Origin of the sequence: Nocardia iowensis (assembly GCF_019222765.1) — a bacterium.
GTDB lineage: Bacteria > Actinomycetota > Actinomycetes > Mycobacteriales > Mycobacteriaceae > Nocardia > Nocardia iowensis.
In genome coordinates, this window is the sequence record NZ_CP078145.1 from 3647367 (window position 1) to 3671835 (window position 24469).

The following is a 24469-nucleotide window of genomic DNA, read 5'->3' on the forward strand; positions in this document are numbered from 1 at the left end:
CGACACGCCGGAAACGTAAATCGCTCGGCAACACTCCAGTTATCTTTGTGGCATGCCCGCTGAACGTTCCGCCTGATGGCACGCTCGATGCCGACGTGTCCGATGGTCTTGCCGATCACGCTCTCGGCGGGCAAGACGACGATGCTCGCCTCGATTCGTGGCCTGAACTCGTCGTCGTAGTTTTTCGCAGAACCAGCACTAGCAGACCATCTCGGGATCACTGCTGGACCGGCTGGCCGAACCTGTTCACAATCGCTGACCGAATCGAACCCGAATCAATGGTCTGCCGGACTTCGCGGTCGTTTTGCCGGTACTCGATGTGTTCTTCGGTCTCTCCGCGGACTCCTCCGTGGTCGATGCGAGGTGCTTTGACCACGAGCTTCGTGTGTCCGCTGGCGCCGTGGCTGGTGTCGTAGGGCAGGCGCAGGTCGCCGCACAGCACATCGATGCATTGCTGGCGGTGGCCGGCCGGTGGGATTCGTCGGCGACGCCAGCCATCGCGTACACCCCGGCAATGCGGACCGCGACGTCGGTGACGCCTCGTTCGCATCCAACAACGTCGCAATCGATCAATTCTCGACACCGAGCGTTGCGGTCTCAAGAATGTGCGCCCGCGTGACGAGTACTGGTCATGATGCTGTTCTCGGTGTGCGATGGCGCAACCGTGGCGAGTTGGGCTCCGGCGGCTGCATTCGCGGGGCCCGCTGTGCTCGCTGATGCTGTACCGGCTGTTCGACTGTGTGCGAAACTGGCTGCGGCACTTGCTGACTCGGATGATCGCGCGCGAGGCGCCGGTCGGCACCGTGGCCAAGAGCGTCGTCCGCCGCGGCAACGCGGTGTCGACTCCTTTCGTCGAGGTCGGCGACGGGCCTCGGCGGCTACCCGAGCTCGCGGCGCCACGAGAGATCCGAGCCAGATAAACGGCATCCCCGAAGCTCCGTCCGAAGAGCGCCGGTTCGACGAGTCGTTCCGGACCTACGCACCGGCGGTGTTCCGCTTCGCGCGGCGGGCTTTCCACGGAGACACCGACCAGGCACTCCTCGGCGGTCGGTCCGTGCTCAAGTAGGCGTCGTCGCGCGGGCCCAGGGCCAGGTCATTAAAGCCCATACGGTGATCAGCAGAAACGCGACGGTGACCAGATACCAGGGCCAGGGTCCGAGCACATCGAGCAGCGACGGAGTCTCGGGTTTTCCGTTGACGAATCCGTAGTTGGTGTGAGTGAGGGAGTTGAAGGTGAACGTGACCGCTGCCCATGCCGCGGTGGTCGCCACGGCGATCCGATAGCTGCGCCAATCCGGATGCATGCCGGTGCCCCAGGTGAGGTAGATCGGCGCCCAGACCACGATCAGGTGAATTGCCCAGAAGGCCAGGAAGTGGTGATGCGGGAAGTCCGGGCTCTCGAGTGCCGGTGAGATGAGCGCCTGCGTGCTCAGCGTGAGGCACCAGTAGTAGGTCAGCGCGTACGCCCAGTGGCGGTGCGACCACAAGGCGTACGCGGCGACCAGGGTGGCGAGATCGGTCAAGCGCAACGGAACAGAGCGGTCGACGGTCGGGGGTATCGCCGTGGCGAGGTAGACCCCCACGTACAGCACGAGCGTCGAGAGCCCGAAGATGCGGCTGAAGAGGGGCGCGGTGCGAGCATTTCGGTGCGCACGTCCGAGGCGGACGACCAGCACCGCACCCGCCACGAAAACGGCCAGCACAATCCAGTGCGACAGGCCGTAGGGGGAGAACTCTCGCGGCGCCGACAGCGGGTACACGCCTGCCTACTCTAGGGCCGGATACGGTGCGTCGATGTCGTTTACGCCGGTCTCGAGTCGGTCATCACGGGCCCCGCAGCACGTGCAGCTCACCGTGTACCCAGGCTGACCTACCTGGCTCAGATTCGGTGGCAATAGCCCAGATTCACTGTCGCCGGACAGCTGAATGCCGCATCGACTCAGCATTCCGCAACTTCCGACAGCCGTGTTGCCCAGTAGTGACGAGATCGCAGGTGCTTGTCCACTCTTCGCCGGTCTGAGCGACCATCACGATCAGATTCGACAGAGCTCCGGCGGTTCGAATCCCGGCTCCAGCAATGTCCGGACGATACCCGCGGTGCTCTCGACACCCATGCTGTAGGACCAGCACAGGGCATTGAACCATCATCGAAAAGAGCAGGGACAGAGAATAATCCGTCGCAGTCATGAGACACGGGGCCGCTCCGTTCCATACACGCTGAGACAATTTTTGGACGGGATGTGCGTAGCGTGGAGGGGTGGGGATCAGTCCTGGTGACCGTTGTTCTCGAGCCACATGCGCGATCCAGGATGGTGTCCAAAGGCGGTTGTGGCTCCTCGCGGGGGATCCGGGAGGCGGGTACCAAGAAGTCGTCGGCCCAAGGAAGACGTACTCGATCGTCATGCCGGAGGCCAGCCCATCGTGTCGAAGACGCGCTGTGCGGCGATCCGCCCGCGATCATTCAGGATCGAGAGCGCAACCGTCAGAGTTGCGGACTGTCTATGAATCGTAGGCATCGGGCATCGGCTCCTGGCCCTGCCCTTGATTCTCGTCCTCCTCCATCAAAGCCGATCTTCGGGATCGGCGCCATCACGACCAGAAGAAACTCACGGCGCGCAGCGAGCGCAGTGGCGTTGCTGCCGTTGGGAGAATGAAGCTAGGGCTTTCGAACCATCGCCCACATAAGGGGTTTCGCTCCGAGGGGCAGGTTGAAGGTGGCGCTTACCGTGAACCCGAATCGTTCGTAGAAGCGGATGTTCTTTTCGCGTGTGCATACAAGGTAGGCTGCCGTGTCCGGCGCAGTTGCGAGGCGGTCGGTGATGAGTTGAGCGGCGTAGCCGTGCCCGCGGCGGCTGTCGGGTGTCGCGAGGTTGGCCAGGTACCAATGCAGTGGCGTGAGTGGGTGATGTTCGTCCAGTGTGCGACGAATGGCGATCGCAGCGGCTGTCCTGGTGCGAAAGGCGGCTAGAAGCTGCGGTAGTGCGCGCAGTGTGCGAGGCCGGTTGATCCCACTGTCCGGGTGGATCCCACACTGCGACACCGCCGAGGTGGTCGTGCTGGTCGGTCGCGATCTGTACACCACCGCCCGGTAGATGGAAGACCCGCAGGGACGCGGCGAAGTAGCGCGGCAATGCACGATGGCGTCTGTTGTGGTCAGGCCAGATGGACGCCATCACCGGATCGTCGGCGAAGGCTTCGGCAAGAACACCTGCGCAGGCATCAACGTGGGAAGGGGTGGCGACGAGGGTGGTGATCGGCACGGCGAAATCTCCTGAGTAGCTAGCCTACTGACATCAACAAACCTCGAGGACAGTCGATGTTCATGGGAACCTAGCTGTCGGGTTGTTTTTGGTGTCCGGGTAGATCAAGCTGAGCGCGAGGGTCTGCGACACGTGGGGGTCGATCAGTCGGGAGTTGAAGCGTACGGTCAGCCAGCCGCCCTCACCGATCCAGTCGTCGGCGCCGAACCCCGGCCGGATCCGAAGGCTGTCTTGCACGCTGCCGGTCTCAAGTGCGGTCTTCACCATTCCGGGTACCCGCAGTTGATCGTCGGGATGTACGCCAGCGGTTGCCCCTGTCGATACGCCATGCCCGAACCCGGGAGCGAACGGGCTTAGCCACTTGAGAATGCACGTGCTCGGCCACCGTGCTTCAAGCACAAAGCCGTACATTCCTTGTGCGCTGACCGCTGCCTTAGCGATGCTCATGTCGAGCGTGTCGATGCGTAGCTGTTTCGGATCGACCGTGGCGGTGATGTCTCGGCAGACGACTCGTAGCCGTGGACCTGCCTCGGTTTCGACGTAGCGCTGGACGTAGAGGAGCAGACCTGGCCGGCTCGTGGTGGTGCGGATGATCACGGTGCCGGTGGCGGCGTAGCCGGGTTGGGCAGTCAGGATCGCGTCCCAGATCCGCACCAGATCGGGAAGCCGTTCGACGCGGGTGAAGAAGTCCAACGGCCCATAGGCATTTCGGGGGGCGATCACGCTGGCGCTCAGGCACTTCCAAGATGTCGAGCAATTCGCGCGTGGTGTGCAGACGCGGTGGCCCGTCGTTGGCGTCGAGTTCCCATTGATAGGCGGCAGTCGGCGCGGTCGGGGTGCCCGGTTCTGGGCCGTACACGATCTGCACACCACTGACCGCGTTGTCGGGGCCGACCACGGGATAGGCGGCGTACACCTGACCGGTTGCGGTGCCTTCTCGTCCGGCGCGCACAGCGCTAACCCCTGAGTTCACCACGTCCTTGACCAGACGCTCTACGAGCATGCGCTCGGCTCCGCGGAACACGTTGGCTATCCGAGCGTCGCGGGTCCGGCTCGCCGCCCACACCACCCGTGGATCGGACCCGATCGTCTCGATCAGCACCTCGTTCTGTGAGTGCTCCACGGGCGGCCCTTCAGCACGTTCGGAGTTTCGTACACGTCAAAATAACAAATGCCCAGTTGGTGAATGATGCTTCTACACATACTGCGCCCGCCCTCATGGACTGTGGAATGCTGGCAGCCGTGCGCATTTGGCTTCCGTTCATGGGTCCGCTCGCTCGCCAGCTGGGATACCCGTCCGGATGGTGGGGACGTCGGATCACCAACGGCCTCAACATCTTTAACAGGCGGGTCATGGAGGGCTCGGTCGCGGCTCTCGAGGCCGCTGCGGGTGAGACCGTCGCTGACATCGGCTTCGGCGGTGGACACGGACTCGCGATCTTGCTCGATCAGGTAGGACCGAATGGACGCGTCTACGGCTTCGATGTCTCGCCCACCATGATCGCCCAGGCACGGAAGCGGTTCGGAGACTTCATCACTAAAGAGCGCTTACATCTGGTTGAAGCACCGATGCGGAAGCTGTCAGTCGACGACGCGTCTCTCGATCGCGTCGTGACCGTCAACACGATCTACTACATCGACGACGAAGAACTAGGAACGTCATTACTAGACGTCGCACGAGCGCTGAGACCGGGCGGCCGCCTTGTGGTCGGCGCAGCGGATCCGTCTTTCATCGAAGCGGCTCCCTGGCGGGACGGCCTGATCAATCGGCCACCGGCAGAGGTCATCGCCCTCATCGAAGGGGCAGGGTTCAAAGTGTGCGAGGACCGGCGACTCGGAGAGTCTGAGCGCGCATTCCACGTCTACGTCGCCGTGCTGGAGGAAGGGCCAACGACTGAGGCGTAGGCCGAACCCGCTTGCAGCCTCCATCCGCCGACGTGTAAGGAGGGCAGGCGGGATTATCGGCGGTTTACACGGCTGTGCTCGTCGACCAGCGATTCGCCTCCGACTTGGCATGTGCGCGTTCGTAGGACGAAATAGCTGCTGTGCAGCTATTTCGGCTGTACAGGCTATTCGGGGTTCCTGTGCTGAACGCGTTCCAAACCCGCCGCGGGCTCGGGTGCGTCATCTGCGACTGGAATTTTGGCGAGTCCCGATTCGCTGAGGGTGCGGGTACGGAATGCTCGTCCGAAGACACTGAGTACCAGCGCGAACGCGAGCAGGCTGGCGATGCCGAACCGCAGTGAGCCCTGGGTTGCGATCAAGCCAACAATCGTGCCGCCTGCGAGAGTGCCCGCGTAGGGAAAGACGTTGAGCCGGGCGATGAGTGCGTCTCGCGCCCGACCGCTGGCCAAAGTGGCTGCCTCGCTGAAGCACAGCGGCGTAATCAAGGGCAGTCCAATACCGCATACGCCGAACCCGACGATGGCGACGGCCGGGTTAGGCGCGCTGACAGCCATGAGCATCCCGACGACTGCCATGCCTGCTGCACTCCGCATCACGGTGCGCGGTCCGAACCGACGGACCCACCAGTCACCAGTCAGTAGACCGGCCAGCGAGGTGAACTGAAAGGCGGCAATCGGCAGGGCCGCGGTCGACGTGGAAGACGCCAGTTCGTCGGTCAGATACAGCGCCGACCAGTTGTTGATACCCAAATCGATGGCGAACGCCATCACCAATGCGATACCGAACGGAAGGTAGGCGCGCAGTGGCGTGGTGACGGCTGGCTTGGCCGCGGCGGATTTCGCCTCGGCGGGGCTGGTTTCTGCCCGCTGGGGTCGCAGTAACAGGGGGCCTGTCACCAGGCAAACGACCAGTATCACCACCGATGCGGCGAGCATCGATTCTCGCAGTGCGACATCGACTTTGACCGATGCCGCGATGAACAAGGCACCAAGGACGGATCCGACGGCCCAAGCGGCATAGAACGATGCCATCACGAACGCCCCGTATCTGTGCTCGATGAGCGCGTGTTGCATGATCGTGCTGGCGTTGACTATGCCGGTAGTGATCCCATAGCCGCCGAGGCCGATGAACAGGGCAGTAGTGTTCGGGGCGAGCGCGATCGCGGCGGTACTAACAGCTGTGATGGCAAGCCCGATTCGCAGGCCCGTTCTGCTCGACCACCGGCGCGCTAGTCCCCCGGCCATCCGACTGCCGACCGCGGCCAGCAGAGAGATCATGAAGATCGCTGCGACGATTGAACTGTGAGAAAGGCTATGTCGATCCCGCAACTGCGGTAGTCCGGCGAGCAAGACAGCGAAGATGTAACCCTTCGCGCCGAACGCGATCGAATTCGATATCCGCGCTGTGCGGATGACACGGGAAGGTTGTCCCCCAACAAGTTCCATCCCGCGAGGCTAAAGGCTATACAGCGTCCGCGCGCGCCGATCCGGTGACGCGCCCTCCAGATGCGATAACTTTGAACACTTTTCGTGAATCATTCGACGTGATCGAGTACTATCGCGGGGTACAGGCGTCGACGTGAGCTCGTCCCTACTGGCCGTCCTCGAGGTGCCTGCCCTGGCGTACCTCGCACCCGTGAGGTTGTGGTAGCCCCCGGAGGGGCGCCCACCCGCGCTCGACAGTGTTTCGTTGCCTGACTTGGGCACACGCTAGCGAGGCCGCAAAGGTGCGCACATCCTTTTTCGCAACCCACCGTAGCGCCGATTTCGTGGCGAGTCTGAACTCGGGGGGAGACGTCCGTTCGGCCAGATACTCAGTCCGGCAGCGATGTTCGGATCCACCAAGCAGGAGCTCACACGGTAGCCGGATGGATGTCGATGAACGTGAGTCGTGCTGGCGTTCACCACTGGCGATCTTGTCGGTGTTAAACGATTGTTCGCGATCTGTGGAAACAAGGGCTACGTCATGAGAGTAATTCCGGGGTGGACGTTCGTAGCGACGATGGAGCCGAGACGGGCCACCAACGTCGCCCGCGCCTACACCCCACACCCAGAGGACGGGGAAAGGATCTTCGCTGCCGCGAGCTGGGACCTAGCCGTCCTCTCCATATCGTCCATCTCGGCAGTGGCAGCAACTGAGGCCGACCGGCCTGCTGTAGCGGCGGGCCCAGACTCGAGTGCGCTGTGGCGGACGGCTGCAAGGAGGGATTCGGTATGAGGCAGACCCAAACTGGTCGTTCGCGCGGCAACTCCGAATCAGGCCCGCCTGTTTCTGTCCCGAATCTTCCGGACACATTGCGGCGGATTCGAGAACAGCGAAAGCTGTCTCGAGCGAGAGCGTACGGCTGCCATGGTGTCAGCCCGTCGTACTTGTTCGATCTTGAGCGCGGGGAGTACAAGCCTAGTCTGGACATGCTCGAGCAGATCATTGCTGGCTATGCCGTCGACGCGTCGCTGGCGCGTCACCTGCGTGATCTACGCGCGCCCTCGGTCGAGCTCGTATCGACGGAGGAGTTACGGCTGCGCGTGACTGCGGACAGTGGCCTAATGGCGCACATCCAGGACCTAAAGGAGCGAGGCGTTCTTGCCGCCTACATGAGTCCGGTCTGGAACGTTTTAGTAAACAATGGTCTGCTTCGCTCCACCTTGCCTGGCCTCGATGACGTAAGGTCCCTGCTCGCATGGGTGTTCGGCCCACACGCTGATACTGCGGCAGTCGACCGGGACCGTGACGCCGCCCTCGCCGTGGCGACGCTGAGGGGGGTACTCGGTCGCTATCGCAACGCGGAGCAATCATTCGATATTCTACGAAAGCTCGGGGATAACAACGACTTTCGGAGACGTTGGACGTCGACCCTGGAAGTTTCTTATGCGTGCGACAGTAGCAAACCGGTACGGTTGCGCCATGTCGGCACGGGTGAACTGATGGCTTACAGCCTGATGGTCTCCGAGGTGCCCGATACCACCGACGTGCTGCTGATGACTGCGCTCCGGAAACATTAGTGAACTCCCTTGGCACAGTGCGCGCCCCGATGCGCGACGGAGCGGCGCCCGATCGTGCCCTTCGAGCGGACCTCCCGTCAGCTGGCCTGACCAGCCGAATGCTAGGTCCTATCCGTAGCGAGCATTGCGATGCCGTTGTGGCACGGACCGTCGACGTCGAGTTGGCTTGCGCCTTGGTTCGACGATGAGCAACTTGCTGGTCTGCGGAGGAGTCTGGATCCTCGCTTGGCCGTGGCCTGGCCGTCGCGTCATTGCTATGGCTTCGGCGATTCGCCGGCTGTGGTGGCGCATACGGCCCGCCCCGTGGTCGAGTGGTCGTCCGGGTTTGAGCGCCAACCGATATCGGACAACTAGTCGCCGGTATGGCCTCGTTCTGTAAGTATGGATTCGACTGTGTAGCGTCGTTGTTCGGCGGACAGGTTATTCCTGCGGCTCAGATTGTTTGGCACATCGGTGGGAGTGACGGTGGGGGCCGAGCAGGGTGAAGTCCCAGCGACACATGCGATTTGCAGTGGCGGGTGAGTCGAATATTCAGGCCAAGGTGTCGTGCGACACGGCGGTCTCTGACCTTCAGCTCAATTCGCTCGGTGCCCGCTGATTCTCCCAGCCTCATTTTAACCAGATCACACCGCTGCTGGAGTAGTATTTCCGCGCAGCGCGAATTTGGTTGCTCATCAACACATGCGGGTGACCGTGAAAGTGTACGCGTGAGCTGCTGCACGATAGCTGTGCTCGATGCGAAGCGGCGGGGGAGTATGAGTCACGAGGCGCACAGCGGTGGGTCAAGGCGGAGATGAAGCGATCCTCCAGAGATCAACTCGGGTCGAAGCTCGGCGTGTCGCGCCGCGTGTCATCGACAACTGCAGCCGCTTACGAAAACTCTGGCAAGGAGTGGGGTTTGGCGAGGCCCGTGAGGAGTAGGACGTTGTTGGTCTCATCGGAGACGCTGAGGGTGTAAGCAGTGACCACTCCGCTGACGGGGTCACGGAGGCGCAATGGATCGCTGGTGTCGCGGCCGTACGCGATGCGGATGCTCGCGGCCCATCGCTCCTGGAACTGTTTGTTGGTCCCCAGACGTCGAAGCAAGTCGGCGGCTTGCTGGGAGGCGCGATAGCGACCCAGGATGGCTTTGCAGATTGCCACCACATGATCGGCCTCGTGCGGCAGGTCGACGACAACATCCTCCGCCATGGTGCTGAACAGCCACACGGGTACTGACCCGATCTCGTCGATGCCGCGGAGCGCTGTGCGGAACAAGTTGTTGCTGGCCAGCACATTCCAGACTGGATCGACGTAGGCGGCCAGAACGTCCCGCGATGCGAGGTCGTGGAGATGGGCCATCCGCCGGGTGTTGCCGGTCACGCGTTGGCGAAGCACGTGTGTCGGCTCGAGATTCTCCGCCGGGGCCCGCAGTTCGCGGAGGTGGCGTGCTTGCTTGGGGTCGAGATGGTAGGCGGCGATGATCTGGTCGAGGACCTCAGAGCTGGGCATCTGGTCGCACTCTTCGATACTGAACAGATACGAAGCGCTGAGACCGCTGCTGCGGCACGCCTGGGCCCGAGATAGGCCCCGATGATCGCGGAGCTGGCGACAAGTCGTTCCCAACGTCGGGATGTGGGGCCGGCGTCGAGGGTCCTTCGGTGGACGGTTGTGATTCCGACTCATGTGGAGTCCCCCTATTTTGGTGTCTTCCGCCATGAGGCGGGCCGAGATACGATGACTGGTTTCCCCCTGAGATGATGTTTCGTTCTTACCAGATTGGGTACCACCCCGGCAAGATCTTCCATCCAGAAGCTCGCAGACAAGTAGCTGGCCGGGGAATCTGATGGCCGTTCCGGTGTCATGGACCGCCTTGTCGTATACGGCATTTGAGAGAATCCGAGTTTCACGGCCAGGGTGTGAATTGTGCGGTAAACGCCCTGTACGACCGCGCTATCGCGATTTGACACTCGGGCCGTTAACGAAATCTAGGAGAGTCGGAACCCTAGCCAGGCAGGTGCTTCCGGAGTTTGGATAGACGTGCTTGTCCAAACTGATTGAGAGGAAGCTACATTGGATCCCTTCGTGATTCTCGGGTGGGTTAACGCCGGATTGAGCTTGCTGAGCAACGGATTGTCCGTGGCCTACCAGGCGCTGGCGTTGATCTTGCCCTTCATCTGACGAGACGCCCCTGAGAAGCGGCCTCCCAGAAGCGCATAAGCGGCTGGGAGGTACGCGGAGTGAGCACTCCGCGGCATTCGTAAAGCCAATCCTCATTTCACCTTCAGGACGAAGGGTCGTTCGGCATGTCCCCATTCAGGAAATCCTTGCTCTGCCACCGCTGTGGCGTCACGCCAAGGCGCGACACGCAAGTCGACCGGAACCGCTTGAGTAGCAACGCCATTCGTGGGAGCAAGGTGTTCCTTGCGGGTGCCGTCCCGCTTGCTATGGCCCTCGCTGCGGCTGGCCCGGCATCCGCTGCGGATTCAGCGGTGGTCATCGCCGATCAGCCAGGTGTCACTAGTCCGTCCCAACCCGGCACCACCGCGCCACCTCCACCTCCGCCGGCGCCTGAACCTCCAGCTGCGGCGCCGGAGTCGCTACCTCCACGGGTCTACTACCGGCAGCCGCCCGAGGTGCGCAACGGGCCCTCCTCACGTCCGGCCCCGCCGCCGCACGAGCCGGTGGAACCTATTCGGTTCGAAGATCTGCACCTCCCCGAACCTGTCGCGCCGGTCGCACCGATCGAGGCTCCGGAGAACATGATCCGCATCGGGCAATGGCACGCTCCACGCCCGGACTGGCTGCCCCCGGAATGCGCGGACACGATCAACGACGCTGCCGCGGGCGCTGAGGCGCAGCTCGCGACAGCACTGGACTCGATTGGCATTGAGGCCGGGCGTTCGGACCGTGTCGGCGGCGCAACGTTGGCGGGTGCGGGCATCGGCGGCGCGGCAGGCGCGGTGATCGCGGGAGCGCCGGTGGCGGCGGCCGGAGCGGTCGTCGGCGGCCTGATCGGCGGAACGATCGGTGGAATCGCCGGAGCCGCGCTGGGCACTGTCATCCCTGTACCGGTCATCGGCACCGTCACCTCCGGAGTAGCCGGTACAGCGCTCGGCGCCGCCGCCGGTGCCGCTGCCGGGGCCGCGGTGGTGGGTATACCGGCCGCAGCGGTGGGTGCGATCGCCGGAGGAACCGTCGGCGCGGGTTTCGGTGCTGGTGTGGGGGTGGGGCAACCGTGATCGCCACCGCGATGAGAAAGCGAAGTGCCGCAACCGCGGTGGCGGCCATGACCGTTGCCGGTGTGGTCGCCGCGATAACGGCCACGGGTAGTGCCGCTGCGGTACCGATCGGGCCGGGCTGTCCCGGCATGTATCTGCTGGGAGTCCAGGGGACCGGGCAGTCGTCACCGGGTGCAGACCCACTGGCCGACAGCGGGATGGTCGGCGCGCTCATCGCGCCGGTGCTGGCCGCTGTCCCAGATCTGGTGCAGCGCAGCTATATCGGCTATCCCGCCGGCTTCGGCGGTGCCGTTCCCGGTGGCGGGTCCGCCCCTTACGCGGTATCGGTCGCCGATGCCCGCCGCCAGCTCGACGCGGCGGTGGTCCAGATCGCCGACACGTGCCCGGCCACCATGATCGCGGGAATCGGATACTCCCAAGGCGCACAAGCAATGTCGGCGTTCGCCAGCGACGTCGGCGCAGGAGCGGGGCCGATCGGACCGGACCGGATCGCGGGCATCGCCCTGTATGCCCACCCCGACCGCGCACCGGACGCCCCGACCTTTCCCGGGCGTCCTGGCCAGATCACACCGGACCCGGCGCCCGGCACCCGCGGTGGTGCTGTCTCGAGCGTGCAGATCACCAATCCGCCCGCCGCAGGCGGAGGAATCGCCGACGGCCACACCGGCTACGGCGCGCTGACCGGACGCGTTGCCGACATCTGTACCGACGGCGACCTAGCGTGCTCGGCACCGAATCGGGCCGCCCTCCTGCGGGTCGGCGCGGAGATCGCAGCCCAAGCAGACCTGCGCGACCCCTGCACCGCGCTCGGATCGCTGCGGGGGGTTTTCTCCGCAGCACTCGGTGATGCCTGGACCGCGATCGTGCTCAACGATTTTCAGGTCCGCGGCGGCAACGTCGACTATGCCCCGCAGCTGGCCCTGTCAGACCGGTTGATCGAAGCCGCCGACCCGCGACACTCGGCCCCGACCGAACTCGGTGCCGCCGCGGCGCGGTGGGACGAGATCATCGCGACCGTCGCGGCCAACCCGATCCCGTTGCTACCCAAACTCGCCGCCCAACTATCCACAGCCTGGGGACAACTCGTTGCCGACAACGCAGATCTGGTGAATCCGGGAGTCTGGCTGCGCTACGCCGACACCGTCGCCCGCCACACCGGATACGCCGCCAGCGGCCAACTGAACTCAGGTATCGCCTGGATGGTCGCCCTCGCCGTTGACATTGCCGGGAGCCGATGATGAGCGGACCGGACACTCGTGATGAGTTCTATGTTGGCAGAATCGGATTCGAATACAAACCCGGAACGATCTTGCGCCGCAGAGCGGTGGATCTGTCGAGCCTGGATGGCGGTGGCCGGGCATGGCAGATCGTCTACGCCACCCGCACCAGCTTCAGCGCTCCGATCCCGGCCTCAGGAATCGTGATCGCCCCGGCCACCGTCGACGTCGTCGGCACCGGCCCAACCCTGCTGTACTGCCCACGATTCCACGGCCTCGGCGGCTGCGCTCCGTCACAGCTGTTGGCGAACGGGCAAGAACCCGAAGCCGGTTTCATCAGCGCGGCTCTCCAGCGTGGATGGACCGTTGCGATCCCCGACGGACTCGGGCTGGGAATGGTCGGACTCGGGCCGTTCCAGTTCTTGGCCGGGCGTGCAGCAGCACACACGGTGCTCGACCTCGCCCGTGCGGTGCGCGAGCTGCCCGAGCTGGACATCGCCGAGCACCCCTGTGCGATATGGGGATTCGCCGATGGCGGCCGGGCCGCGATCTGGGCCGCGGAGACTCACCCCGAGTACGCCCCGGAGTTGGATCTGCGCGGCGTCGCCGCCGGAGCCGTGGTCGACGACCCAGGAGCCCTGATTCCCGAGATCGACGGCGGCCCGTGGTCGGGGCTGGCACTGGCCGGATTGATCGGGCTGGGTCGGGCCTACCGGCACCTGCCGATCCACCACCTCCTACTCGCGGAAGGCCACCGGGTCGTCGAACATGCGGCAACTCTGAACGCCGCAGCACTGCTGACAGAGTTCCGGCATCAGCCGCTGGCGCAGTGGTGCGAACGAGCAGACCCGTGGAACGACGCGATGTGGCGATACGTCCTGGTCAATGAACACAGCGCCCGCGCGACACCCCAGGTCCCGGTGCACCTCTACCACGGGACATCCGACGCGCTCGTGCCGGTTGCGATGGGCCGAAAGCTCTTCGCCGCCTACCGCGCACTCGGGGTCGATCTGAGCTGGCGCGAGTACCACACCAGCCACCTCGGCGCCGCGGCCGACGGTGCCAACGAAGCAATCTCACGACTCGTCAGCTACCTGCAACGGCGCCCCACCCCGGCCCAGCCGACACCACCGCCGACCACCTGAATCGCCTGCCCGCACCGAACCGGACCCCTCGCTGGGGGTGCGGGCAGGCCCCTGACCACCATTCAAGGAGGTGAAACACCGTGCACCGCAACCAAACCCCGGCGCTCACCAATTCAATGCAGGTGCGCTTCACCGTGACAGCACTAGGCGTCAGCCTGTTCGCCGCCGTTGGCGTCCCCATCGTCTGCGCCGCACCTGACAGCAGCGTGCCGATCGGCCCGAGGTGTCCCAGCTTGTACGTACTGGGAATCCAGGGCGGCGATGAATCGAGCCCGGATGCCCCGCCCACCAGTGACTCCGGGGCGCTCGGCCAGATGTTCGGTCCGCTCGCGGCGAAGGCGGGGGAGCTGGTGCAACGCTCCTACGTCCCGTTCGGCCATGACGACAACGGCACAGCGGTTCCCTACCAGGACGCGGTCACCGCAGCAGCGCAACGCCTCGAGGACTCCGCCGCCCAGATCCTCCGGCGATGCCCAGTGACCAAACTCGCAGCCGCCGGCTATGCCCACGGCGCACCAGCGGTATCGACGTTCGCCCAACGCGTCGGTAACGGTTCCAGCCCGGTCACACCTGAGCACGTCGCCGGAATCGCGTTGCTGGCCAACCCCACCCGAGCAGAGAACACCCCGGCGATACCTGGACGCCCACAGGCCAGCAGCCCCGAGGCCGCGCCCGGAACATCGGGAAAGAACGTCGCGACAATATCGCTGAGCAACCCGCCCCTGTCCGGCGCCGGGATCACCACCTCACCGCCGACCAGCTACGGCGCGTTGACCGGGCGCATCGCAGAGCTGTGCGTGCCAGGCGACGCCACCTGCGATACCCCCACCGGCGCGCCCCTGGCCACCACCGTCGCCAACATCGCGTCCAGATCCAACCTGCGCGATCCGATCGCCGCGATATCCACCGTGGCCCAAGCAATGTCGGCGACGGTCTACACCACCGCAGTCGATGTCGTCAACGAAGACCTCCACGGCACCAGCCTCGATCAACTGTCCTACGAACCCGCCAAACCCCTCGGCCAGCGCCTCGCCGAAGCATCCGCCCCCAACCCCCCGGCACCCGGCCCGAACGAAGCATTGGCAGCGCTGTTCAAAATCGGCACCATCGGCCTGAACGCGGTGATCACGGTCGCGCAAAAAGTATTCACACCCCAGACCATCGCCGAACTAGCGGTCGTCGGCATGGCCAACCCGTGGGCGGCCGTCGCAGCGATCGGCGCCAAAGTCGGCACCGCCGTCGTCGAACTCGTGCCGCCTCAGACCGCCAGTCGCTGGATCAACCAAGCCTTCGATGCGATCACCAGCACCATCACCGACCAACGTGAGCTCTACACCCTGGCCAGCTCCGCCCAGTACAGCGACACCACCGGCCGTCACGGCGCCTACCAAACCGTGCCCGCCACCACGACCGGGCGCTCGCCGTTGGCCGCAGTAGCCGACTGGTTCAGCGCTCTCGCACACGACCTCGGACCCACTAGATCAACTCCGGCCCCTCCGGCGCTCACGACCAGCACCACCACCGCGCCAGCACCATCCACGACCGGTGGTGGTCGTTAAACCCCTTCGGGCGCAACCGGATCAGTCGACGTACCCACCTAGACACAGCCGTCCACTGATTCTCTCCCCGGCACCGCGCCCGAAGGGGCCCTCAACTTCACCCGACACCCGCCAGCAAAGGAGGTGAACAGCATGCCCGACATCCGAATTCCACCGGACAATACCCTCGACCACGGCTGGGGATGGCTGAACCCAACAGAACCCGCGACCGTGCAACCACTCTCACCGGGGGTTGCCGACGGCGAAGACGTCCCTGGCTCGGAATGGCAATGGATCACCGCCGATACCAGCCAGCGGCCGATGCCGATCGAATTGCCGAAGCGTTCTGGGTACCGGTGGCTATGGACCGGGTTCGCCGTGGCGCTGACCACGACCATCGTCGGCATTGGGATTCTTGTCACCTCCGGAGACCAGGACACACCCGAAGCGCTGCCCACCGAAACCGCCGCACCACCGACCTCCAGGGGCACGCCAAGTGGTAGCGCCTGCACCGGATTGTCCGGGGAGATAGTCACCGATAGCGCCGGCGACACCCACAGCACGGTCGGCGTGATCGCGGCGTGGGAATACGCCTACTACGTGCAACGCAGCGCCGAGTCCGCGCTCGCGCTGGTCGCCCCGGAAGCCGGACTAGTCGGCGAAGCGCTCGCGGCCGGGATCGCCTCGATCCCACTCGGCACTACCCACTGCGTCGCCATCAACCCGATCGCCGACAGCACCGCTGCCGAGGTGCACCTGGTCGAACGCCACCCCAACGGTGCGCGGATCGACTACCTGCAAGTGATCAACGTCCGGACCGATGAACACCGCACTGTGATCACCAACATCCAGAAGCGGGGCTGAAACCATGAGCACCCCACTGCAACTGCACCGAAACTACCCACCGCAGGGGCGGCTGGATCCGGGCACGGTCGTCGGGCCCGCACCCGACCGGATGGCACCGGTGCGTCACGCGCCGTTGCCGATTACTGGTGCACATCCACCGCTGTTCGCGGTGCTCGGTGCACACGGCGGCGCGGGTGCGTCAACGCTGGCGCAGTGGTGGGCACCGGCCGCCGACACCGGCTTGGCCTGGCCCGCGTCACCGCGAACCACCCAACGTGTCCTCATCGCCGCCCGGCTATGCATGACCGGCCTCACCGCGGCCGCGGAACGCTTACGGGAATGGCACGGCGGATACGCCCCAGACGGGATCACCGTGATCGGACTGACACTGACCGCCGCGCGCCCCGGCTCAGTCCCCTCGGCCGTGCGCCGCTATCGCAGCGTCGTCGCCGAGCTGGTCGACGACATCTACGACATCGGCTGGCACGACGAACTCGTCGCGCTCGAACGCAGCGAGCTCGCTCGATACAACCCCCGCGACCCCACCCCGCAGCGACACCGCAGGTCTCGGCTCACCGAGTCGGTACCCCACGACGTGTACCAGGCCGGAGCAAACATCCTCAGCCGACTGGCGGCCAGTCACACCTCAGCACAACAGGAATCGGAGGACCAGCCATGAGTACCGCGTATGCGGTCAGCGAGGCGCTCATCGTCCTTGCCCAAGAAATCACGATCACACCGGTCAACCCGCCGCAAATGGACAAGTTTGTCAACTTGGTCAACTACCTGGCGTGGTTCGTGTCCCTCGCCGGAATCGCGGCAGTGATCTACGGGGGCGGCAAATTCGGCTGGGAACGCTGGCACGGCGGCGCCGTCGAATCACCCAAGATCATCCTCGGCGCGCTGTTCGGCGGCATCATCGCCACCAGCGCTGGACCGATCATGAATGCCGTCATCACCGGAGGCGGATAACACCATGCGCGCCTTACAGATTCAGCCACAACCCCGCATCACCGCGTTCGGCGGTCATGCCGAACACGATGCCACAACCCATCGTTCGGTCACCGAATGCTCACGAGGTACCCACATGATTGACCATCAGGACGCCTGCCCATTTCCCGTAGTCGCTCCCGACGGCGCACGGCTGTCGGCGGTGCGCATCGGCTCGGCCTCGGCTCCGGCGAGTGTGGTCTATGTCCACGGCATGTTCACCGACGCCAGCTATTGGAAGCCTTTGGTCGAGCACCTGCATCACCGCCTCGAGGGTGGGATCGCCCAGATCTGCTACGACCAACGTGGCCATGGCAGCTCCGACTGTGCCACTCGGGAAACGCCATTGAACCTGGAGGTAATGGCAGGGGACCTGGCCGCGGTCCTCGACCACGTCGATGGAGCTGTCGTGCTGGCGGCGCACTCGGTCGCGGCGCTGCTGGTCCAAGAATGGGCAGGACGTAATCCTGCACGCGCCCGTGCCCTATCCGGGATCGTGTTGTTCAACGCCTGTGCCGAATTCCCTTACACACCAGTGACTTCCCACGAGATTCTGCCTGGCCTGTTAGAGCGGCGCGGAAGGTACTCCGCAATCGAGGAACTGAGCAGCCTCCTCTATACGGCACCTCCCAGCGAACGCTGGTTGCCTGCGCGGAAGCGCTCCGCCGACCCCAGCGCCGTCCAGCGTCTGCGCGCGACTGCGGAGGCGGCGCTCGCGGAACTGTCGGCATACCCACCTGCGGTGTTGACCAACGAAGCCGCTGATGTGCTGCGTGACATCCCGACGTGGGTACTGGCTGGTCAACGCGACCCTGTCGTCACGCCGAGCAGATCCCAGCGACTGGCCGAGCAGATCTGGGCGGACTACGACACCATCCCCGGCGCTGGACACTCTCTCCCGCATGTTGACCCCGGCCCTGCCAGCGAATCGATCCTGGCCGCGCTGGAGGTGGCCTACCGGGCCCACCGCCAGAACGGTGTCGCCTCGTGACCGCTAAACCGCTTCCCGCGGAAGTACTTTCGCCGTTGACCCAACTGCTGGGCTACCTTGCCTGGTTCGTGCTGCTGATCTGCATCGCCCGCGCCATCTGGGCAGGCGGACAGCTCGCCATCCGCCTGTACCGCGAAGAAGCCATCGAAGGGCTCATCGGGTCCCTCGCCGCCGCAGCGTTGGCCGGGTCCGCGAGCGCGATCGCCGTAGCCGTCCTCCGGACCTAACCCACCATGGAGAACTCACCCGTGAAACCCTCTCGCACAGACAGATTCGGCATCGTCGCTGTACTCGCCTACGCCGGGCCGATCGCGCTGGCCAGTCTGCTCGCCTGCGGTAGCAACAACCCTGCCGAACCGCAAGGCGCCGCGACTACTGCCATGGCTGTAGCGCCCACCGCACTGCGGTGGCAGTCATTCCAAGGTGTGGACCTGCCTGTCGCCCAGGAAGGGCCGGGCCGCATCGACAGTGTTGTTGCGACCGGATTCGATCGAGGTCCGGCCGGTGCTGCCTTGGCGGCGATTCACAGCACCGTACGAATGTCGATCGCCACCGACAGCCAATGGCCGCTGGTGGGACAACGCATGCTGGCCACCGGGCGAGGCCGCGATAGGTGGGCGACCGCACGTGCCCAGATCTCGATCACCGCCCCGATCGCGACCGGCGCACCAAAGGTCCTGGGCTACACAATCACCCGATACGTCCTCGACGCCGCAGATGTCGAGATCTACAGCATTCACCCGGACGACTCCGTCATCCGCAATAGCACGCGAGTGATCTGGCAAGACGACGACTGGCGACTCCTAGTGCCCGAAGACCCCATGGCCAGTTCGGTAACCGCCGTCGACCTCCCGCCCGCCGAAATGGTCGCACTCGCACAGCGATAGAAGAGAGCACCGCTGATGAAATCTATCCGCCCGCCGATCATCCTATTCGCCAGCATCATCGCCATAGTCATCGCCGTGTTCGCCTGGACTATCGGCCGCGACGCCGACACCGATGACACTCCCGATCATCCGAGCGGCACCACGATGCCAACCGAACGAACTTTCCCCGACCTCCCACCGAACGCTACATCGCAGCCGCCAACGACCGATCTTTTCGGATCGCGCCTCGAAGTGCCCGCTGAGGAATCCGGTGTCGCACTCCAGCAAAATCCTGCGGCTCGTCCGGATCCGTCCCGCCCTGACTACCTCACTGCTGCACCGGCGAATTTGCAGTGGCAACGAGGTTGGGGTGGCGCGGCGCTGCCGGTATCGGGCAGTGACGGCCCGACACGAATCCGGCACGGTGTCGCGAGCGGCTTCGCACGCACACCCCAAGGTGCGGCGCTGGCCGCACTAGACGCCCTCGGCCGAGCGCTAGCTGCACCGGACGGGACCTGGCAACAGGTGGTGGTTGAGCGGTACTACGGTGGCGGGCCCGCGCTGGTGTCGCGCTTCGCCCGTTCCCGCGAACACACCCCCAATTCCGCTCGCTACGTCGTCGTCCCCGAAGGCGTCCGCGTGCAACAGGGATATCGCGACGATCTGGCAATCGTTCAGATCGCCAACCGAGCTGAGGGCAGCTACACCGCCGCGACCTGGCTGATGACGTGGATCGACGGGGATTGGCGTGTCCGAGTGTCAGATGACTTCGAAAAGCTCTGGGGCCCAGGGACATCGGTGCCAATACTGACTGGATTCGGGTCATGGAAGAGCCAGCCATGACCAGCCCCGACCATCTCGGCAACTATGCGCGAACCGGCGAGCCTTTGCGCGCCCAGATTGAACTCCCCGGAGTCTGCGACCTCCCGCTAGGACCCCAGCAGGCGTGTGAATCACTCGGAGAAGCGGTCACCGGCGCGGCGAGTTTGGTTTTCGAGGACATGGTGACCGCGTTAGGAAACGGCCTTGCGGGAGGTCTGCGGCTACTGATGACGTGGTGGACTGCAATCCCATCACCCCAGCTGACATCCAGCGACGGGACCCCGGGAGCGGCATTGGTGGGGATCCGAGATTACACCAGCGGGTTGCAAGTTGTGCTGCTCACGGCCGGAATACTGTTCGCTGCGGCGCGTTTGGCGATGGCCAAACGCGGCGGAACCGCCGGCGAGGCGCAGGAATCGTTTCTGATGTTAGCGCGGGCCGTGTTCGCGTCCATGACCGTCGCAGCAGTGATCACCGCCGGAACTCGCGCCGGTGATCGCTTCGCGGCCTGGGTCATCTCAGATGCCAGCCGCGGCGACCTGAACAGCGCCGTCGGCAACTTGATCGAATTCGACCTCAAACAGGGCTCGAGTTTGGGATCGGGGCTACTGCTGGTGCTGTTTCTCCTGGGCATCATCAGCACGTTGGTACAGGTAGTGATGCTGGTCATCCGCCAAGCCTTGCTCATTCTCGTCGTCGCTGTGTTGCCCATAGCTGCCGCCGCGTCAGGAACCGGGCCAGGCTCACAGAGCTATAAGAAGCTGTTGAGCTGGTCACTGGCATTCATGCTGTGGAAACCGGTGGGGGCGTTGGTGTATGCGTTGGCGTTCACCGTGGCCGGGCGCGATCCGCAAGATCCACAACTCGTCCTGCTGGGGCTGATCCTTCTGGTGATGACCGTGGTCGTGCTGCCCGCGCTGATGCGACTAGTCGCACCCGCCGTTGCCACCCTCGGAGGCGGGGGAGGAGCTGGAGCAGCGATCGCGGGCGGGCTCGCGGGTGTCGCGATGGCGACAGCGGGCAGTGGTGGCCGCTCGGAAGGACGCAAGGTCGCCGAAGGCGAGAACTCACCAGGCGCAGGTGGAGGGCCGCCGCCATCGCCGCCACCGCCCGGCGGTGGAGGCGGGGGCGGGCGCCCGATGTCCGGCGGCTCCAGCGGCGACGGCGGTGGAGGAGCAGGGCCAGGCGGGGGGCCCGGGCCAGGCGGGGGTGGACCCTCGGGTGGCGGCGCGCCCCCGGCCGGAGGCGGCGGCGCAAAGACTCCCGATGCGACGAGCGCCGACCGTGGTGGTGCGGCGGTTGCCGCTGGAGCAGGACCAGCTGCGATGGCAGGGCAAGCGGTGAAATCCGCTGGCGAGCACTCGGTCTCCGCAGTTGAGGGGCAGGCGCGCGACGCCACCGAAAGCGGCGGGTTGGATCCGGATGCATTGGGTCCGGGGGAGGTGCGGCGATGACGGCACGGATGTATGGCCGCTGGGAACGCCCACGTAGCGCAGGCTTTTTCGGCCTGACCTGGGGTGTGTCGATGGCTGGTCTCGGGCTGATCATCACCATCATGGTCGGGTTCATGATCACCCGGTCGCTATCGGTGGCGGGGATGCTGATCGTGGTGTCCGCGGTGGTGTTCGTGCCGGTGGCGGTGACCCGAAATGGCCGCACTGGCTGGGAAATAGCGCTGCTGCGGGCCCAATTCGTCGCTGCGCGTTACCGGGGCGAGCACCTGTATCGGGCGGGCAGGTTTTCGAGGATCCCCGGCATCGCGAAACTGCCAGGGCTGCTGGCAGATTCGCAGCTTTCGGAGTACGAGACAGCAGGTGGTCGACGCTTCGGGATGATCCATATCCGCCGCACCGATCACTACACGGTGGTAGTGCGGGTTGTTCCGCGCGGCAAAGAACTGGTCGACCAGTCCCAAATCGACTCCTGGATAGAGGGCTACGGCCATTTCCTTGCTGCGCAAGGCCGCGGCGGGGAAGTCGTCGCAGTCACCTCGGTGCTCGACAGTGTCGTCGAAACCCGGTTGCGGCAGGTGCGGGAGGTCGCGCGGCTCATACGCCCTGACGCACCCCGCTACGCGAAGGCTGTGATGCGTGAAGCTGCCGCCGACACCGGCAGCGTCGGGGTCCGGATCGAGGCCCGGATCGCGGTCACCTACCGCGCGATCGGCAAGGGCCGTATCCGCCGCGACGAGGCCGAGCAAGCCCGCGAGATCGGCCAACGCCTCCAGGGCGTGCTGTCCCAACTGGCGCGTGCGGGCCTGCCCGCAACACCGCTGCAGGCGTGGGAGGTCCTCGGACTGGTGCGCTCGCGCTATGACATAGCCTCCCAACGCGATTGCGAGGCCGCCGGCTCCGATATCACCAGCACCCAGTCGTGGGACAGCGTCGGGCCGATCGCGCATCAGGACCGGTGGGATCACTACGTCCACGATGGGGCCCGCTCGATCACCTGGGAGATGGACGCCGCACCACGCGGCGCGGTCATGGAAACCGGGCTCGAGGAACTGCTGCGCCCCCGCGCGGACGTGCCACGTAAACGGATCGCGATCGTCTACCGGCTGCACTCGGCCGCCGAGGCGACCACCCTGGTGGACTCCGATTTCCGCGACGCAGTCGCCGCCGAGCAAACCGAACGCGGCATCGCCTCGGCCTCGGCACGGATCAGGGTCGGCAACACCGGCGCGGCGCGTGAGGAACAAGCCCGCGGAGCCGGGCTGACCCGGTTCGGGCTGTTGCTCACCGTGACCGATCACCTCGACGGTGACCTGCCGGGCATCGAGGCCTCGGTGAAAGGGATGGCGGCGGCATCACGACTCGGTGTGCGCCGCTGCTACGGCAGCCAAGCCGCCGCGTTCGCCGCCAGCCTCGGTATCGGGCTGATCCTGCCCGAGCACGCCAGCATCTCCAAGCGGATCTCGGCATGACGAAGTCCAAGCAGCCCAACACGTCTCGTCCTATGCCTACCGAGCTCGTTGGCGGTGTGCGGGTGCTCAGTCCCGGGGCGCGCGCCGCAACCGAGGCGGCCGCCACCACACCCGGTATCCCCGGGTGGCGGGCACGGCTGGCGATATCGAGCGATGATCACCGCCGGTCTACAGCGGCGCGCCGCACGGAGAGTTCGGGCCACGATGGCTTCGACCGATCGCTGGCACCGTTGACCGACCGCGGCTACCGCGGCATCGGTGGCGGTCGCGCCTCGGTAGTCCCCGCGACACCGGAATGGCGGGGAACCACCGTCCAGGTCGCCGGCCTGTGGCCGTACGCGGTCGGTGCGAGCGCACCCACAGTCGGCACTCCAATCGGCACCCATTACATCACCGGTGGGCCGGTCCATTTCGATCCGATGAGTTGGTTCCTGAAAGGGTTCCTCACCGCACCGATCGCCTTCGTGCTGGCGCTCAACGGTTTCGGAAAATCCAGCCTCATCCGGCGCCTGGTGACCGGCGCCGTTGCGGCCGGGCGCACCACGTTGTGTCTGGGTGATACCAAACCGGACTATCGGGACCTGGTGGTGGCACTCGGCGGCCAAGTCGTCGATGTCGGCTACGGCCACGGCACCCTCAACCCCCTCGATGTCGGCGCTCTCGGCGCCGTCGTCGCTCGGCTCACCGACCCCGATCAACGTCGCCAGATCACCGCCCGCGTGGAAGCTGGACAGGTCAACATCGTCGCCGGCCTCATCGAACTCGTCCGCGGCGCGCGCGTCGCGGACTACGAAGAAGTCCTCCTCGCCGCCGGGTTGCGCGAACTCTACAACGCCACAACGACATTCAGTCACGATCGGCCACCAGTGCTCGCGGATCTGCTCGACGTGATCGCCGACGGCGGAGACCGGTTGCGCGAATTCGTCGAAGAAGACGACGAGCCCAGCTACCGGGCGGCGACGAAGACACTGCGCCGTTCCCTGCGCGCGCTGGTGGAGGGGCCGTTCGGTGCGGTATTCAACGGCCAAACCACGACCCGCTTGGACCTCACCAGCCCGGCGATCTGCGTGGATGTGTCGCGTATCCCCGAAGGGGACACCAAGCTGCTGGCGGCGGTGCTGATGGTGTGCTGGTCGGACGGATTCGGCGCGGTCGCGGCCGCCCACGCCCTCGCCGATGCCGGACACGCACCACCACGCGCTTTTGAAGTCGTCATGGACGAGATCTGGCGGGTTCTCGGTGTCGGAGAGTTCATGGTCGACCGGGTCGATGCGCTGACCAGGCTGAACCGGCCGCTGGGCACCGGGCTGATCATGTGTTCCCACACGATCAAAGACCTCTCAGCGTTCGATTCCGTTGCCGCACAAGCGAAAGCACTCGGCTTCTTCGAAAGGTCCCGCGCGAAACTGATCGGCCCGGTCGGCCCGGAAGAGATCAACCGCATCCGTGCCGCGGTGGGCATTACTGAAACCGAGAAACTTCTGGTCACCTCGTGGGCGGCCCCACGACCGCCCAGCGATGACGACCTGGACCCGTCCCGGCGTGAAACACCTCCTGGCACAGGGTGTTTCCTGCTCAAGGCCGGCGAATCCAACGAGCCCGGCATCCCGTTCCGCATGGTATTCACCCCTACAGAACGCGCCGCTGACGTGCACAACACCAACCGACGCTTCGACAACCTCCCCGGAACCACGCCCGACAAAGCGCCGGGGGAGTGTGGGATCTCATGACTGAGCTCGACTG

The 24469-nt window shown here is 65.1% G+C and carries 23 protein-coding genes and 1 pseudogene; 18 read left to right on the plus strand and 6 right to left on the minus strand.

What is annotated here, in order from left to right:
* The first annotated feature begins 653 nt into the window (after window positions 1–653).
* Entirely contained in the window at window positions 654–920 is a 267-nt protein-coding gene (locus KV110_RS16845) for a hypothetical protein (protein WP_218477168.1), read from the plus strand.
* Between the two features lie 138 nt (window positions 921–1058).
* On the opposite strand, the gene KV110_RS16850 is transcribed toward KV110_RS16845, so the two are convergent.
* Together KV110_RS16850 and KV110_RS16855 are read right to left on the minus strand one after the other, a co-directional pair.
* Entirely contained in the window at window positions 1059–1751 is a 693-nt protein-coding gene (locus tag KV110_RS16850) for a YwaF family protein (protein WP_423710177.1), read from the minus strand.
* A gap of 905 nt (window positions 1752–2656) precedes the next feature.
* Window positions 2657–3136 (minus strand): GNAT family N-acetyltransferase, encoded by a 480-nt coding sequence (locus KV110_RS16855; protein WP_343224185.1) that lies wholly within the window; start codon window positions 3134–3136, stop codon window positions 2657–2659.
* Here KV110_RS16855 and KV110_RS16860 point away from each other — a divergent pair.
* On the plus strand, window positions 3093–3275 hold the full coding sequence (locus KV110_RS16860; RefSeq protein WP_218479565.1) for a hypothetical protein: 183 nt from the start codon (window positions 3093–3095) through the stop codon (window positions 3273–3275). The two genes, KV110_RS16855 and KV110_RS16860, sit on opposite strands and share 44 nt — an antisense overlap.
* Window positions 3276–3320: 45 nt before the next feature.
* Here KV110_RS16860 and KV110_RS41500 read toward each other — a convergent pair whose 3' ends face one another.
* Together KV110_RS41500 and KV110_RS42065 are read right to left on the minus strand one after the other, a co-directional pair.
* A complete protein-coding gene (locus tag KV110_RS41500; RefSeq protein ID WP_246634593.1) occupies window positions 3321–3953 on the minus strand; it encodes a hypothetical protein in 633 nt (210 codons plus the stop codon).
* 154 nt (window positions 3954–4107) lie between these two features.
* Window positions 4108–4383: pseudogene (locus KV110_RS42065) on the minus strand (GAF domain-containing protein); the annotation flags it as partial.
* Between the two features lie 107 nt (window positions 4384–4490).
* Here KV110_RS42065 and KV110_RS16875 point away from each other — a divergent pair.
* On the plus strand, window positions 4491–5165 hold the full coding sequence (locus KV110_RS16875; protein ID WP_218477172.1) for a class I SAM-dependent methyltransferase: 675 nt from the start codon (window positions 4491–4493) through the stop codon (window positions 5163–5165).
* Window positions 5166–5329: 164 nt separating this feature from the next.
* On the opposite strand, the gene KV110_RS16880 is transcribed toward KV110_RS16875, so the two are convergent.
* Window positions 5330–6610 (minus strand): MFS transporter, encoded by a 1281-nt coding sequence (locus KV110_RS16880; protein WP_343224186.1) that lies wholly within the window; start codon window positions 6608–6610, stop codon window positions 5330–5332.
* A gap of 768 nt (window positions 6611–7378) precedes the next feature.
* Between KV110_RS16880 and KV110_RS16885 the strand changes: the two genes are divergently transcribed.
* Entirely contained in the window at window positions 7379–8167 is a 789-nt protein-coding gene (locus KV110_RS16885) for an MmyB family transcriptional regulator (protein ID WP_218477174.1), read from the plus strand.
* Window positions 8168–9037: 870 nt separating this feature from the next.
* Here KV110_RS16885 and KV110_RS16890 read toward each other — a convergent pair.
* Window positions 9038–9865, minus strand: a complete 828-nt coding sequence (locus tag KV110_RS16890; RefSeq protein WP_343224187.1) for a helix-turn-helix domain-containing protein — start codon at window positions 9863–9865, stop codon at window positions 9038–9040.
* A 965-nt stretch (window positions 9866–10830) separates the two neighbouring features.
* Here KV110_RS16890 and KV110_RS16895 point away from each other — a divergent pair.
* From KV110_RS16895 to KV110_RS16960, 14 genes are all read left to right on the plus strand, one after another.
* A complete protein-coding gene (locus KV110_RS16895; RefSeq protein ID WP_218477177.1) occupies window positions 10831–11388 on the plus strand; it encodes a hypothetical protein in 558 nt (185 codons plus the stop codon).
* Window positions 11389–11399: 11 nt separating this feature from the next.
* Window positions 11400–12626, plus strand: coding sequence for a cutinase family protein (locus KV110_RS16900; protein WP_246634595.1), 1227 nt, complete (start codon window positions 11400–11402; stop codon window positions 12624–12626).
* Window positions 12626–13750 (plus strand): lipase family protein, encoded by a 1125-nt coding sequence (locus KV110_RS16905; protein WP_218477180.1) that lies wholly within the window; start codon window positions 12626–12628, stop codon window positions 13748–13750. Before KV110_RS16900 ends, KV110_RS16905 begins: the two co-directional genes overlap by 1 nt.
* A gap of 80 nt (window positions 13751–13830) precedes the next feature.
* Entirely contained in the window at window positions 13831–15309 is a 1479-nt protein-coding gene (locus tag KV110_RS16910; protein WP_218477181.1) for a cutinase family protein, read from the plus strand.
* A 132-nt stretch (window positions 15310–15441) separates the two neighbouring features.
* A complete protein-coding gene (locus KV110_RS16915; RefSeq protein WP_218477182.1) occupies window positions 15442–16152 on the plus strand; it encodes a DUF8176 domain-containing protein in 711 nt (236 codons plus the stop codon).
* A gap of 4 nt (window positions 16153–16156) precedes the next feature.
* The gene (locus KV110_RS16920; RefSeq protein WP_218477183.1) at window positions 16157–16813 is read left to right on the plus strand and encodes a hypothetical protein; all 657 of its coding nucleotides are present in this window, start codon (window positions 16157–16159) and stop codon (window positions 16811–16813) included.
* A complete protein-coding gene (locus KV110_RS16925) occupies window positions 16810–17106 on the plus strand; it encodes a hypothetical protein (protein WP_218477184.1) in 297 nt (98 codons plus the stop codon). Before KV110_RS16920 ends, KV110_RS16925 begins: the two co-directional genes overlap by 4 nt.
* Before the next feature lie 115 nt (window positions 17107–17221).
* Window positions 17222–18115 (plus strand): alpha/beta fold hydrolase, encoded by an 894-nt coding sequence (locus tag KV110_RS16930; protein ID WP_218477185.1) that lies wholly within the window; start codon window positions 17222–17224, stop codon window positions 18113–18115.
* Window positions 18112–18342: a hypothetical protein gene (locus KV110_RS16935; protein WP_218477186.1), complete on the plus strand. Its 231-nt coding sequence runs from the start codon at window positions 18112–18114 to the stop codon at window positions 18340–18342. The genes KV110_RS16930 and KV110_RS16935 overlap by 4 nt, the downstream gene beginning before the upstream one ends.
* Before the next feature lie 21 nt (window positions 18343–18363).
* Window positions 18364–19002, plus strand: coding sequence for a DUF8175 domain-containg protein (locus KV110_RS16940; RefSeq protein WP_218477187.1), 639 nt, complete (start codon window positions 18364–18366; stop codon window positions 19000–19002).
* A 15-nt stretch (window positions 19003–19017) separates the two neighbouring features.
* Window positions 19018–19824, plus strand: a complete 807-nt coding sequence (locus tag KV110_RS16945) for a DUF8175 domain-containg protein (protein ID WP_218477188.1) — start codon at window positions 19018–19020, stop codon at window positions 19822–19824.
* Window positions 19821–21257 carry a TrbL/VirB6 family protein gene (locus tag KV110_RS41800; protein WP_218477190.1) on the plus strand — a complete coding sequence of 479 codons (1437 nt, stop codon included), beginning with the start codon at window positions 19821–19823 and terminating at the stop codon, window positions 21255–21257. The genes KV110_RS16945 and KV110_RS41800 overlap by 4 nt, the downstream gene beginning before the upstream one ends.
* A complete protein-coding gene (locus KV110_RS16955; protein WP_218477192.1) occupies window positions 21254–22726 on the plus strand; it encodes an SCO6880 family protein in 1473 nt (490 codons plus the stop codon). Before KV110_RS41800 ends, KV110_RS16955 begins: the two co-directional genes overlap by 4 nt.
* Window positions 22723–24456 (plus strand): hypothetical protein, encoded by a 1734-nt coding sequence (locus tag KV110_RS16960; protein WP_218477194.1) that lies wholly within the window; start codon window positions 22723–22725, stop codon window positions 24454–24456. The genes KV110_RS16955 and KV110_RS16960 overlap by 4 nt, the downstream gene beginning before the upstream one ends.
* Window positions 24457–24469 lie beyond the last annotated feature (13 nt).